The organism is Pseudoalteromonas sp. L21 (genome assembly GCF_021728035.1).
Classification (GTDB): domain Bacteria; phylum Pseudomonadota; class Gammaproteobacteria; order Enterobacterales; family Alteromonadaceae; genus Pseudoalteromonas; species Pseudoalteromonas arabiensis.
Map to the genome: position 1 here is coordinate 802,046 of NZ_JAKKCV010000002.1, position 14,422 is coordinate 816,467.

The window sequence follows — 14,422 nt, forward strand, 5'->3', positions numbered from 1 at the left end:
ATCAAGAAAACTGAAAAATTGACCCGTTATTATACCGTTTGGACGGTAAAGGTAAACGGCAAACCCAAGGGTTTGCCGACTATATGCTAATTATTCTACTATTTTGATGTCGATTGGCGTTTCTTTTTCTTTTTTAGCGATAAAGTCACGCACATACCCTTCAAGTTGCTCAACAATGTTGTCGTTATCGATACGTGCTTTTTGACGCTCACCGTTGATGTATAAACCTGAACGGCGGTTGGCACCAGCAAGACCAATATCGCTAACAAGTGCTTCGCCTGGGCCATTTACCACACAGCCAATAACTGACACTGACATGGGTTCAACAACGTCTTCTAAACGTTCTTCGAGCTGGTTCATGGTACTTACCACATCAAACTCTTGGCGTGAGCAGCTAGGGCAGGCAATGAAGTTAATGCCGCGTGAGCGAATGCGCAGTGATTTTAAAATATCAAAACCCACTTTAATTTCTTGCACGGGATCTGCTGCAAGGGAAACGCGTAATGTATCACCAATGCCTTCGGCAAGTAGCATACCTAAACCAACGGCTGATTTAACAGAGCCAGAACGCATACCGCCTGCTTCAGTGATACCTAGGTGCAACGGTTGGTCAATTTCTTTTGCAAGCAATCGATACGCACCCACAGCTAAAAATACATCAGATGCTTTAACCGACACTTTGAATTGATCAAAGTCTAAACGTTGTAGAATTTCAACATGGCGCATTGCTGATTCAAGCAGCGCTTCTGGTGTTGGTTCACCGTACTTTTCTTGTAAGTCACGCTCTAATGAGCCGCCATTTACACCAATACGAATTGGAATATTATGCTCGCGCGCAGAATCAACGACAGCACGAATACGCTCTTCGCTACCAATATTACCAGGATTGATACGTAAACAGTCAGCGCCATATTGTGCTACTTTTAGCGCAATTCGGTAGTCAAAATGAATATCCGTCACAAGTGGAATAGTCACTTGCTCTTTAATGCTTTTAAACGCTTCAGCAGCATCCATCGTTGGGACTGAAACACGAACAATATCGGCGCCTGCATCTTGAATAGCTTGGATTTGCGCCACAGTGGCATCAACATCAAGCGTATCAGTATTTGTCATTGACTGAACAGCAATCGGGGCGCCGTCACCAATCGGAACGTTACCTACATTGATACGTGTCGATTTTCTGCGTTTAATGGGAGATTCTGAAAACATTGTGGTTACTCTGATAACGGTAAAGTAAATTTAGCTAATCGATTTTTGGCAAAGTGCGAGGTGTCGATAGCTTCACCTTGGAAAGTAATATCAACAACTTGATGCTTGCCTAACACAATATTAAAAGGCTGTGCGCCAGTTACTGTCATCACATAGCCTGCCTTTTTTACACCAAAGGCTACACGATCGCCATTGCCGTCATGTATTTCGACCCAGCTATCTTCATTGAAGTTCATTACAATGGTGCTATGTTCAGGGTCATTTTTTTTCGTTTTTTCAATTGCGGTAGACACCGTAGGTTTTGACGGTTCCACAGTTTGTGTCGCAGGTGTTTCATCTAACGATGTGTTTTGTGGCTCAGATAAACCAGTTGTTTCCTCTGTATTCTGAACAGCTGCTGTCGTCTCTTCAGTCGGCCTCGCAGGCTCATTTTTTTCAAGCTGATTTGGCATGGCTGCATTCACTGGCTCTTCTAAGTTTGGTGCGCTATTTTGCCACCACCAAAATACGGATGAGCCAATGACTATTGCTAAAATAAAATAGCTGAATAGCATTAATCGACTGTCGTGCGCTTCTTTTTCTGTGCGACGAGAAAAGCTTTGCATGTTGGACTTTTTAGTTGGTTCAACATGTTCTGGTAAGAGAGTGAGAATCTCTTGGCAGTCTAGTTTTAGCTCTCGGCAATAGCTTTTTACATAGCCTTTTACAAAAGTAGCAGGGCCAAGAAGTGTGTGCTCGTCATTTTCTAAACGTTGTAATTGTAACACTGATAATTTCAATGCACCTGCAAGCTGCTCAAGGCTCATTCCCGCTTTTTCGCGGTGCTGTTTTAGTACTTGGCCGAGCGTTTCTTGCGGTTGTTCTGTATTTTTTTCTTCATTCATAATGCGTATGAGTCAGGGTCTACCAATAAGAGTCTATGTCCAGGTTCGAGGGCAACATCTGGACTTAATTTGTTCCAGCGCATTAATTGATCGATCAACACGCTGTGCTCAGTGGCAATGCCAAAAAGGGTATCACCGGTATTTATGTTGTGATAAATGTGCGGATCATTTAAATAGATTTTTGTGCCGTTTTGCACACGATCCGATTCCTTTAAGCCATTCCACTGCAAAATTTTCTGTAGTTTAACATTGTATCGCACCGAAATGCTAAACAGGTTTTCGCCGTTTTGAATAATATGATAGGGGATATTCAGCGCAGGTACACTTGGGTTCAGCATCGGTAAGTTTGTATGCTCGTTCGTTACACTAAAGTGCGTTTGGGTGGTGTTTTGAGTCTCTTTTGAGTTTGCGCTAAACACGCTTTCATCTTTTTCTGCTTCGTAAAAAACAACCGTGCTCGCGTCATTACTTTTCGCTTGAGATTGCGCTGTTGTTTGCTGCTTGGTGGCAGGTTTTTTTGGCGCACCAAACGAGACAATAGTAATATCGTCACTCTGTGTTGCAACGGGAGCTGCTGCTGTGGTGCTAGGTGAAGTTGTTACTTCAGTTGGCTCTTCTATTGTTGTTTTTTGGTTTACTGAATTATCGGTTGGCGTATTTTGAACAACCGCACTTTCAGCTTTTACAGCTGATGGTTGCGCTGCTGGTGCTGCTACTTTTGCTGCTATCACTTGTGGTTGCGAAGTTTTTGGCGGTGCTTTTTTCTTCACAATGCGTATTTTGGGTTGATCTTTACTGACAGCAAAGGTGTTGTTTGAGACCTGTAGCTCTTTGAGCTGTGATTGACGATACTTTTCGCGCAAAATTTCAAATTCAGTGCGTTTTAGTTGCTCCGATGAAATTGCTTTGGCCTCAGTTGAACCTGGGTACGTTTGTAAAATAATCCCTGCGGTGGTTTGGGCTTTTTCTATATGTCCCATGCGTTGCTGAATTAAATAACTTAGCATGAGCGCGCGTGGTGTCACTCTGCCGGTCGCTTCATATTTTTCGACGACCTCTTGTGCCTTATGCAAGTCGCTTTTTGCATAATATAAACCAGCAAGGCTGATCAGCGAAGAAGGGCGTTGTGAACTATGACTCAGGGCCGATTTTAAGTATTTTTCTGCATTTTCAAAGTCATCAAATTCAATAGCACACAAGGCTAAGTTTTCATAACTTTCTGCTACTCGGATGTAGCTCGGAATTGAAATAGCTTTAAGCAGTTCTTCGGCTGCGCGGTCATATTCACCAATACCGCACAAAAACACACCATAGTTATTTAATGTATTAGGATCATTAGGGTCAATGCGTAATGCTTGTTGATAAGCTTTGTCTGCAAGTTCAGGTTCATCAACCTGTTGATAATAATAAGCAAGAGAGTAATGAACTTCAGGGAGCTCAGGAGCAAAATCAGCAGCACGTTCTAGGTTATATTTTGCTTGCGAGTTATTGCCAGTTTTTAAATACTGTAGAGCAAGTGCTATACGTGTGCGTGCCGCACCTGTGTTGTTGATTTTGTTCTCTACAACCGGTTTGTTACTGCCGTTATAGCTGTTTTCTGTGACACATCCTGTTAATGCTAAAGTACTAACAGTTATGGCAAGTAAAGATCGCATTACCTAATCTCTTGTTTGATTCCGTATGCCTATCTTACCGAAAAGCCTTTGTGTTGCATCTATTATTTTAAAAATAACAGGCTTGCTACAAAGGCTTATCTTTTATTTTCGTGTTTATGCTTGGTGAATGTTCACCGAAATTGCATTGTCTTCACGCATTTTCTTTTTCGCTAGGCGTTTGGTGCGGTCAACAACATCACCTACTAACTGACCACATGCTGCATCAATATCATCACCGCGAGTACGACGAACAATACAGGTAATACCTGCAGCTTGTAATACTTTAGAGAAACGGTCTATGCGGCTATTGCTCGAACGGCCATATTCATTACCTGGGAATGGGTTAAATGGAATCAGGTTTACTTTCGATGGTGTGCCTTTGAGTGTTTTAACCAACTCGTGCGCTTGATCTGTGCTGTCGTTGACACCTTGCAGCATGACGTACTCAATTGTCACGTCTTTGTTTGCTTTAGAGCCATCAATATAACGACGACACGCCGCTAAAAACTCTTCAATTGGGTACTTTTTATTAATTGGTACAAGTACATCACGCAGCTCATTGTTTGGCGCATGGAGTGAAATAGCGAGTGCGACGTCGATCTTCTCTTTTAATAAATCAAGCGCAGGCACCACACCTGATGTACTTAATGTTACACGGCGTTTTGACAGGCCAAAACCCCAATCATCCATCATCAGTTCCATCGCTGGCACAACGTTTTTAAGATTAAGCAATGGCTCACCCATGCCCATCATTACAACGTTAGTGACAGGGCGTTTAGTACTGTCGCCATCTAAACCGATGTCTTTGGCGACACGCCAAACTTGACCAATGATTTCAGACACCGCTAAGTTACGGTTGAAGCCTTGTTGTGCTGTTGAGCAGAATGTACATTCAAGCGCACAACCAACTTGTGATGAAACACATAAAGTTGCACGATCTTTTTCTGGGATCCACACAGCTTCAACTTCTTGGCCGCCTTGTAGCAAAAGAGCATATTTGATGGTGCCATCACTTGCTACTTGTTTAACTGAGATCTCAGGAGCGACAATTTCACACTCAGCTTTAAGCTTCTCTTTCAGCTTTTTGTTGACGTTCGTCATGTCGTCAAAATTGTCTACACCAAAATGATAAATCCATTTCATCACCTGATCGCCACGAAATGGCTTTTCACCGAACGATACAAATAGCTCGCGCATTGCATCTCGGTTTAAATCTAATAAGTTAATCTTTTTTTCAGTGGCCATGAAACAACCTCAATCAGTGACGGTGATGGTATTAATAATTTGGGTGCGCGATTGTATATTATTTAATCGCTTTAGTCATTAGCTAAACAGATTTATAACAGGCTTAGCTAATGACTAAAAAAGGGCCCGAAAGCCCTTTTTCTTCTGCATCACAGACTTAGCTGTGAACTCGAAATTAACGAGTACGTGGGCAGATTTCTTCGTCAGCGAAGAAGTATGCGATTTCACGTGCAGCTGATTCAACAGCGTCTGAACCGTGAACAGCGTTTTCGTCGATGCTGTCTGCGTAGTCAGCACGTAATGTACCAGCTAGTGCTTCAGCAGGGTTAGTAGCACCCATGATTTCACGGTTTTTAAGAACTGCGTTCTCACCTTCAAGAACAGTAACCATTACTGGACCAGATGTCATGAACTCAACTAAAGCACCGAAGAAAGGACGCTCGCTGTGCTCAGCGTAGAAACCTTCAGCTTTTTCTTTTGAAAGGTGAACCATTTTAGCTGCAACGATTTTAAGACCCGCAGTTTCGAAACGGTTGTAGATAGCACCGATGTGGTTTTTAGCAACTGCATCAGGTTTTACGATTGAAAAAGTACGCTCTAAAGCCATCTTTATGCTCCAATAATTTTAAATTTAAAAGGTTAAATATTAACGGCCGCGAATTATACGCGCTTTACGTTAAAATTCCTAATTTTATTAAATAGTGCATCCATGTCATTTTCATGACCTTACCTGAGGGATTATTGCTGGTCAGTTTTTATTTGATGATTCAGCGCGGTTTGTGGGCTAATTTTAACTTAGGAATTTACATTACTATTGAGGGGAAAGTACACATGTAGCGGCTTTTCTATTTGTGCATATTGTAAACTCAAAAATCAATTATCTTGGGCACTTAGTTGAGTTTGAACAAAAAAGCGGATCTTACAGTCAGTCGTCTTTTATAGACTCATTGCAACCTTGCTGAGTTATCGCCAATTATGATCTAGATCAATAAAAAAAATAGGCAGATTATTATACTCCCGCGCTCAATTATTCTATTAATTCATGCAACCGACTTGTACTCGGTTCGATGTGTGGAGCTTTCATGTCGTCACCTATTTTGACCCCTCGTCCTTTTACGCCTGAGTTGTTATCACCTGCGGGTAGTTTAAAGAATATGCGTTATGCCTTCGCTTATGGTGCTGATGCTGTTTATGCAGGTCAGCCTCGTTATAGCCTTCGTGTTCGTAACAATGAGTTTGACCTAGATAATCTACAAATAGGTATCAATGAAGCGCACGCACAAAATAAAAAATTGTATGTGGTGTCGAACATTGCTCCTCACAATGCCAAGGTAAAATCCTACTTACGCGATATTGAGCCTGTTATTGCTATGCAACCTGATGCGCTAATTATGTCTGATCCTGGGCTTATTATGCTGGTTCGTGAAAAATGGCCTGATATGCCAATTCACTTATCTGTGCAGGCTAATGCGGTGAACTATGCCACAGTGAACTTTTGGGCAAAGCAAGGTATTGAACGAGTCATTTTATCGCGCGAATTATCGCTTGAAGAAATCGCTGAAATTCGCCAGCTATGCCCGAATACAGAACTTGAAGTGTTTGTTCATGGTGCGCTATGTATGGCATATTCTGGTCGTTGTTTGTTATCGGGTTATATTAATAAACGCGATCCAAACCAAGGAACGTGTACCAATGCATGTCGTTGGAATTACGATGTAAAACCAGGCTCCGAAAATGAAACCGGTGAAATGGTACATAAAATTGACCCTAAAGCGGTGATCCCAACACTGGGAGATGGCACACCCAGTAACGAAGTATTTATGCTGGAAGAGCAAGGCCGACCAGGTGAATACATGCCTGCTTTTGAAGACGAGCATGGTACTTACATTATGAACTCAAAAGACCTACGTGCAGTTCAATATGTTGATCAGCTTACTAAAATGGGCGTGCATAGTTTAAAAATTGAAGGCCGTACTAAGTCTTTCTATTATGTTGCACGTACTGCGCAAGTGTACCGTAAAGCGATTGATGATGCGGTTGCAGGCCGTCCGTTTGATGCAAACTTATTTAAAACCCTCGAAAACTTAGCACACCGCGGTTATACCGAAGGGTTTTTAAAGCGCCATGCGCACCAAGACTATCAAAATTATGAGTACGGTCATTCGGTCTCTGATAAGCAGCAGTTTGTTGGTGAAGTATTAGGTCGCAACAGTAATGGCTTAGTTGAAATTGATGTGAAAAATAAATTCTGTACTGGTCATTCACTTGAACTAATGACGCCAAAAGGCAATATCAATTTTAACCTTGAGTTCATGGAAAATAAAAAAGGCGAGGCTATCAGTGATGCAAAAGGCTCGGGTCATATTGTAAAAATTCCTTTGCCAGAAGACATCGACTTAGACCACGCTATTTTGATGCGTAACCTTGATGCCGACCAAGATACCCGTAACCCATTCAATAAAGCTTAACAACAAGATGCGTTAGGTCATACTTAGCGCATTTTATTCACCTTTTTTGCTATTTCACTGTCTCTAATAATTATTTTTACTATCCTTTTTATAAGGCAACTAACAAATTTAATTAAAAGTTATGGTGAAATTTTTAGTCCATAAATCCCATCATCGAGAGCTTTTACACACGCTGCCATATATTGTTGCGGGTATTGTTTTGATTGCCGTTGTATTGCTATTAGAGTGGTTTGGTTTAATTGCTGAAATACCGTTTTATGTTGCTATGCACACCAGCGTAGAGCTGTTTTCGGTTGTCATCTCGTTTTTGATTTTTGCCATTGGTTGGAATACTTGGCATTTTACTAAAAATTATCAGTTGCTGTTGCTTGCATGCTCAATGTTGTGTGTTGCTATTTTCGACTCCTTGCACTTTTTAGCTTATGACAATATGCATGAAAGTGAAGAGCAAATGAGTTTAGTGCTGAATTTTTGGTTAATTGCACGACTTTTTAATGCCGCAGCATTTCTAATTATCGCGATGGGGATCTGGTTTAAATATAAGCCTCTTAATGCCAATATATTATTAATTTCATTACTGTTCTTCAGTTTCTGTATTGCTAGTATAATGTTCTATTCGCCCCAATGGTTATCAGCTATATACATTCAAGGAAAAGGGGCAAGCCACGTAAAATTTATCATAGAGCTGAGTGTATTAGTCCTTTATACCAGTGCAGCTTTTATGTTCGCCTCTCAGTTAAGCAAGCCTAGAGCAAATTTGAACATAGCAGACAGAACCCTTGTATGCGTAATCGCTATTTTGAGCGAAACATGTTTTGTAGTATTTAATGACATCTCACACACGACCAATATCTTTAACTTTTTTGGTCACGTTTATAAAGGGTTAACTTATTTCTTACTCTATAAAATTCTCTTTGTAGAAACCGTTATTAAGCCCTATGCGGCACTTGAAAACTCAACTAAGCAATTATCAGCAACGCTGACTGCATTACCCAATTCAGTATTCGAGCTTGAAGAAAATGGCACATTTCGTGAGGTTTTTAGTGATAATTCTGATAATCATATCTTCATTAAAAGTATAGTAGGGAAGAGCATCCTAGAGTTATTTTCAGATTCAGATGCGCAAGAGTTTATAAAAGGTTTAAAAGAGTCAAAACGTTCGGGGGTGTGTTTGTTGAATCCATTACCTATTGCATTTAACGGACGTGTGATTCATTTTGAGTTTTCTATTACATTATTTGAATATGATAATAATGGCCCTACCTATTTAGTGAATGCTCGCGATGTATCTGAAAAAGTTGGCCGCGTAGCTGCACTGATACAACAGAGTAAGTTTAATCGAGGTCTGTTACATTTGACCGAAATCTCTTTTCAAGATGACCAAGATGTATTGCTAAATTATGCCGTCGAGCATGCACGTGCGATAACAAACTGTGATGGTGCTGCGCTGTTTATCTGTAATGAACAAAAGCAACTTACCTATAGAGCTGAACATGGTTCTACATTTGCCGTGTGTACCGAAAAATTACAAGCAAAAGTAGCCGTTGGTGAAGCGGTTATTGTTAATCGTAAACAAGCAAAAGAGTTTGGTTTACCGAGTGATTCAAATTCTTTATTAGTTGTGCCAATTCTTCGCTATGGAAAATGTCATATGGCTATCATTTTGCAACATATCGAAAAAGTGTTCACAGTGCATGACAAAAACATGCTTACAGTATGGGCTGAGTCAGTGTGGCAGTGGTTTAATAAAATAAACCTAAATAAACGCATGCATATTCTGTCACAAGCAGTTGAACAAAACCCACACCCCATCATGTTTACCAACACAGATGCCAAAATTGAGTATATGAACCGTGCTTATTTAGACATGTGCCAGTATGACTACGATGAGCTAATAGGGCAAAGCCCTCAAACAATAAGTGCAGGGCTAACAGAATCTTCTGTTTATGAAGAAATGTGGCAGCAACTTAAAAATAAACAAGCTTGGGTAGGGGCGTTAGTTAATATGACGAAGCATGGCAAAACCCTTGTTGAGCAAACAACAATTTACCCCATTCTCGACAAACAAGGCAAGGTGAGCAATTACATATCATTTCAACACGATATGACTAAAGAAGTTGAGAGTGAAACACGCATTCATCAACTTTCCTATTTTGACCAACTAACTGGACTGGCAAATCAAGACAGATTAAAAATGGAATTTGAAGGAATTGCCAAGCCACACGAAGATTCGAAAGCTGCGTTCATATTGATTGGTTTAGATAACTTTAAAATACTAAACAAAGCAATGGGGATAGCTCATTGTAACCTAGTTTTGCAAAAGTTAAGCGCCAGAATTCGTAGCTTTTTAGGGGAGCATATAATGGTGGCGCGTTTACAAAGCGATCGTTTTGCGTTTATTACTCCCTATACATCAACAGGCGCCATAAATAAAAGCACACAAGAATTATTAAGGGTGATAAGCGAGCCGTTATTGGTCAATGATGAGTTAATTGTTGTTACGGCCTCTATTGGTATTGCTTTATATCCTATTGATGGCAAAGAGTTTGAGCCGTTATTGCAAATGGCAGAATCAGCGATGTTCGAAGTTAAAAAGCTAGGTCGTAATAATACGCTATTTTACGCTGAGGAGATGAATAAGTCTGGACTGCGACAGCTACAGATTATAAATGCGCTTAATTATGCGATTGAACATAATGAGTTTTCGTTGGTATTTCAGCCACAGATCGAACTTGCAACGGGTATAACCGTTGCCACAGAAGTGTTACTTCGTTGGCACTCAGAAATACTGGGTGATGTATCACCCGCCGAATTTATTCCTATTGCTGAAAGTTGCGGGCGCATCAGTGAAATTGATGACTGGGTATTTGAAAATGCCGTTAAAACTGTTCGTCAATGGCAAGAAAGTGATATGCCAAAACTGACGTTTGCGATTAACTTATCGGCGACTAAATTCATTAAAAAGCATTTGCTTAGTGATTTAATTGCGGTTTTACAAACACATTCCGTTAACCCTGAATGTATCGAGCTTGAGTTGACCGAGACCATTGCCATTGGTAATCCCACATTTGCATTAAACACCATTTCTAAATTACGTGAGGCCGGCTTTAAAATGTCGATTGATGATTTTGGCACAGGCTATTCGTCGATGAATTATTTAAAAGACTTTTCACTCGATAAGCTCAAAATAGATAAATCGTTTATTGATGATTTAGAAAACCCCAGCGATGCAGACAAAGCAATCGTTAAAGCCATGATTGATTTAGCCAGCGCGTTAAATATGGAGTCAATTGCCGAAGGGGTCGAGACCCAGCAGCAGGTGAAAATACTTAAGGAACTCGCGTGTTCACAAGTACAAGGTTATTATTTTAGTAAACCACTTCCGCTCGATGCGCTTTATCGATTTATTCAATCTTCAAGCAGTGTTACTTGAAATTATATCTGCGGCAATTAAGCCTTTGCTAAATGGATATACTTTTATCTCAGACGGCGATAAAGTGGCTATTCATAGGCAGTCTTAGCACAGTACATCTAAGAGAGTGAAGACCTCATTCAGGCTGCTATTTTAAGTAATTTATCTTCAGACACTTTATCATTTGCAGCTAATGACCACATTATTTTGGGGACGCACGAAAAGTTAGGTTATCTGTTTATCGATAGTTTTAACGACTATACCGAAGGGAATAATGAATCGACCAGACTTTACTAGACAGATTTTCGTTTGAATTCTTCTAGCTTTACTGATTTACAAAACGTGAAGAATATCTGGTGAATACCCAACCATGCATTTCAGTCCCATTTGCATATTTATACGATATTTCAATCCAGTTTTTATTTTTGGAATGTACAGTGACAACTTGCCCAAAAATCATTTCGTCTAGTACTTCAGAGTTTGTTGACGCATCGGCTCTTAAGCGAACATTATTTCCAGTTATAAAACGAAGACCTGATGTATCGATACCTTCGATTTTTCGCGGTAGTACAGAAATGTCTTTGATCTTTTCCCTATCTGCTCGGTCACTCTCTGATAAGTAACTTTCTACTGTTGGCGTTATTAAGTTTGCAGAAATACTATTAAATTGTGGCAAAAAGATATGTAAAAAGAATGTAGCTAAAACAAGCTGAATAAATGGAGGTAAATTATTAAAGATCTCAAAAAAGCTTTTTGAATCTTCTGAATCAGTTAGCATTTCAGTAGCAGATTGAAATTCATTTTCGAGTGTTTCTTCATCCAGCATCGACGTCTTAATTGAGCTTGATTCTTGAATAGAATGTGCAACTTGATTAAGGAATGTTGAATTAATTTCTCGTAATACATTTGAATTTTGCAATTGACTTAAAGAAGAATCGATAGAGGATGAATTAGCTATTGCTGCCATAGCTCGATCTGTAATACCCTGCTGAGATTCAAATGATCTCATTGCTTTCTCTATTGCTAATGTAGCATGTGAAAACCCTAAAGCTTTTTCCATTATAGAGTTCTGTGATTCGAAGGCCTTCATGGCTTGTTCTACAGCTGAATTAGTTTTTGAAAAACCTAACACATTTTTCATCAAAGCCTGTTGTGAATCAAATGATTTAATCGCTTGTTCAATAGCTGATGATCCTTTAGAAAGGCTTATCGCTCTTTCTATTATGGAATTTTGTGATTCAAAAGATTTCATAGCCTGCTCTATAGCAGAGATTCCTTTTGTATATCCTAAGGCCTTTTCCATTAAAGACTGCTGTGAATTAATCGACCTCATTGCTTTCTCAATAGCAGTAGAGTCATGTATCATTTCTAGAGTACTTTCCATTTAATAGAGTCCTTGATTAATCACTGTAATTGAGAGTAAAGCTAACGCCTCAATCAGCCGCCGCCGAAGGGGGTCGGCTGGATTGAATTGTTATGTTTCTATCTACAAGCTCATAACCTAACACTTCTAGACAAGATTCTAAAATAGACTGATATTCGTCTTCTGTCATATTTAACCAGTTTGTTGTTTCTCTTAGTCCATCTATTTGGTATAAAATAAAATCTTCCATTTTTGAAAAATCAATCTTAACCTGCTTTGTGATGCCTCCAAATACCTCTGGATTACCATGACTCCAGCCCAGAATAGGAAATCCACCCATTGGACTTCTAATATCACAGAAAAAGAACAAATCAGGAATCAATCTACCAATTTCCTTTGCGTACTTTATCACCTCTGGTATTTCTAGTAACTCTCTTGGATCTGATTCATACCCCCAGAATGAAATTTCAACTCTTCCTTTTTGAGCATATGCAATCTCTTTAGTGACTTTAAGCCTCTTAAAAAAGGATATAAGATCGTCGAAATTAAAGTTTTCGACTTCTTCTTTTGGGATGGGGATATGAGAAACATCTGTATACTCATTTATTATTTTATTCACGCCCCAGAAAACTTCTAGCTCGGACATATAGTCAATCTCATCAGGCAGAAGCTTGACAATGTCATTCTTACTATCAGAAAGGAGTTGCTTTGAAATATTCATTTTCCATGCGCTTTTAGTTTTCTCTGTTTTTAAAGGGTCAAAGCACTCGCAGTAAACTTTTCTTTCAGTAGGATCGCATAAGAGAATAAGGACAGGTACGGGGCAATTAGAAAGGTAATTAAAGTGTTTATTTTCTCCTCTGTAAACGTAACCCCAGCGGTTTTCTTCGGAGAAAAAAGAGCTACCACACTTAATCTGAACTGCAAACATTTTCCCCGTAACATAACCGTCTTCACTGACAACTTCAATATACCCGTCAATTCCGAAGTCAGATTCTTGATGGTTTCTTTTGAATATCCACCCTAGATTTTCCGTAACAACTTCATTGACAATATTTACCCCAAGCTCCCCTGATTGAGCCGATTTTGAATATTTAGGATATCCATTTGACATATTTAATTCTCAATAATGTATAAGTTCCATAAAAACATAACGCCGCAATAAAAGGCGAGCGTTAGCGAGTCCAGCCCACGGCTTTTTGTGGGCGATTTTTAATTGCCTTGTTAGGTTTGTGGCCATAATAGATCACCATAACCCCATATAATTGTGCCTATTACTAAAAAAACATGCGCCACTATAGAAATTCGCTCCCTTTTTTTAGTTGGTTTTGCCCGCAAAGGAACACTTATATCTATTTTCTTGTTAAGAAACTGCGAACGTTGAATATCATCGTATATATGCCCTGAGATACGAAACTCTACAATTGCAGCGAACAGGACTACTAGCGCGCCTGAACGGGCAAACAAATTTAAGCCACAAAAGTAAATATCCAATATGAACGACACAGCTGTAAGTAAAAGTGCCCCAGCTAAGAGAGACCATTCATTTTTGTAACTACGACGCTTCATATATAGGGAAACCTAACGCCGCAATATGGGGCGTATAAATGCTTGGCTAAAATCGCGAAGAATGAGCGTCAGCCAAGCTTAATACGTCCCATCCATAATTGCCTTGTTATATGCCGCTTTCACTTGATACGCAATATTTAAGGCTATTTTCCTTCATGTTTTTACCATAGCTACAAACTTTAAAAGTGTTATTTTTTTCATTAAAGAAATAAACGAATTCATTACCCCAAGGATCTAAAGGAAGCCTTTTAATTACATCTTTGGTAATTAATTCAGTTAACCCTTTATCTTGACTTGGAAACACACCTTCCTGTTTATGAAAGTAAAAAAGGGCTTCTTTAATGGCATCAAGGTTCAATAACACTCTATTATTTGGCTCGTTACGCTCCCACCTTTCATTTTCGGATGCTACAAAAGCCAAGTAGTATGCTCCATAACCTAATATAAATATGACTAGCAGAGCCAGAATTAGAAACTTTTTCATAAAGGCATATAACGCCTCAGTTAAAAGGCAAAATTTGGTTGGCTATAATGTGAAGCGGAGCGAAACCAGCCAACTGAATTTTGTCCGCTTTTAAACTGTTTGTTAGGCGTAATTTACACCTTATCTTGAATGC

At 39.6% G+C, this 14,422-nt stretch carries 11 protein-coding genes; 2 read left to right on the forward strand and 9 right to left on the reverse strand.

Going from position 1 to position 14,422, the window contains the following annotated elements; translation table 11 throughout:
* Positions 1-90 precede the first annotated feature (90 nt).
* The 5 genes from ispG to ndk form a co-directional block, all read right to left on the reverse strand.
* Positions 91-1,209, reverse strand: a complete 1,119-nt coding sequence (gene ispG / locus L3V41_RS08735; RefSeq protein WP_237127577.1) for a flavodoxin-dependent (E)-4-hydroxy-3-methylbut-2-enyl-diphosphate synthase — start codon at positions 1,207-1,209, stop codon at positions 91-93.
* 5 nt (positions 1,210-1,214) lie between these two features.
* Positions 1,215-2,093, reverse strand: coding sequence for a RodZ domain-containing protein (locus L3V41_RS08740; RefSeq protein ID WP_237127578.1), 879 nt, complete (start codon positions 2,091-2,093; stop codon positions 1,215-1,217).
* Entirely contained in the window at positions 2,090-3,748 is a 1,659-nt protein-coding gene (gene pilW, locus L3V41_RS08745; protein WP_237127579.1) for a type IV pilus biogenesis/stability protein PilW, read from the reverse strand. Before pilW ends, L3V41_RS08740 begins: the two co-directional genes overlap by 4 nt.
* 114 nt (positions 3,749-3,862) lie before the next feature.
* Positions 3,863-4,993, reverse strand: a complete 1,131-nt coding sequence (locus tag L3V41_RS08750; RefSeq protein WP_062567705.1) for a bifunctional tRNA (adenosine(37)-C2)-methyltransferase TrmG/ribosomal RNA large subunit methyltransferase RlmN — start codon at positions 4,991-4,993, stop codon at positions 3,863-3,865.
* Between the two features lie 175 nt (positions 4,994-5,168).
* Positions 5,169-5,600 carry a nucleoside-diphosphate kinase gene (gene ndk, locus L3V41_RS08755; protein ID WP_036972405.1) on the reverse strand — a complete coding sequence of 144 codons (432 nt, stop codon included), beginning with the start codon at positions 5,598-5,600 and terminating at the stop codon, positions 5,169-5,171.
* Between the two features lie 475 nt (positions 5,601-6,075).
* Here ndk and yegQ point away from each other — a divergent pair, with 475 nt between their 5' ends.
* A complete protein-coding gene (gene yegQ / locus L3V41_RS08760; RefSeq protein ID WP_237127580.1) occupies positions 6,076-7,461 on the forward strand; it encodes a tRNA 5-hydroxyuridine modification protein YegQ in 1,386 nt (461 codons plus the stop codon).
* Between the two features lie 121 nt (positions 7,462-7,582).
* Positions 7,583-10,894 (forward strand): EAL domain-containing protein, encoded by a 3,312-nt coding sequence (locus L3V41_RS08765; protein ID WP_237127581.1) that lies wholly within the window; start codon positions 7,583-7,585, stop codon positions 10,892-10,894.
* Positions 10,895-11,198: 304 nt separating this feature from the next.
* On the opposite strand, the gene L3V41_RS08770 is transcribed toward L3V41_RS08765, so the two are convergent.
* The 4 genes from L3V41_RS08770 to L3V41_RS08785 all read right to left on the reverse strand — a co-directional run bounded on the left by L3V41_RS08770 (position 11,199) and on the right by L3V41_RS08785 (position 14,289).
* Positions 11,199-12,257 (reverse strand): SH3 domain-containing protein, encoded by a 1,059-nt coding sequence (locus L3V41_RS08770; RefSeq protein WP_237127582.1) that lies wholly within the window; start codon positions 12,255-12,257, stop codon positions 11,199-11,201.
* A gap of 49 nt (positions 12,258-12,306) precedes the next feature.
* Complete coding sequence (locus L3V41_RS08775) at positions 12,307-13,350, reverse strand: DUF4365 and DUF1817 domain-containing protein (RefSeq protein WP_237127583.1); 1,044 nt, start codon at positions 13,348-13,350, stop codon at positions 12,307-12,309.
* A 110-nt stretch (positions 13,351-13,460) separates the two neighbouring features.
* Positions 13,461-13,805 carry a hypothetical protein gene (locus tag L3V41_RS08780; RefSeq protein ID WP_237127584.1) on the reverse strand — a complete coding sequence of 115 codons (345 nt, stop codon included), beginning with the start codon at positions 13,803-13,805 and terminating at the stop codon, positions 13,461-13,463.
* A gap of 106 nt (positions 13,806-13,911) precedes the next feature.
* Positions 13,912-14,289, reverse strand: coding sequence for a type II secretion system protein GspG (locus L3V41_RS08785; protein ID WP_237127585.1), 378 nt, complete (start codon positions 14,287-14,289; stop codon positions 13,912-13,914).
* Positions 14,290-14,422: the final 133 nt, after the last annotated feature.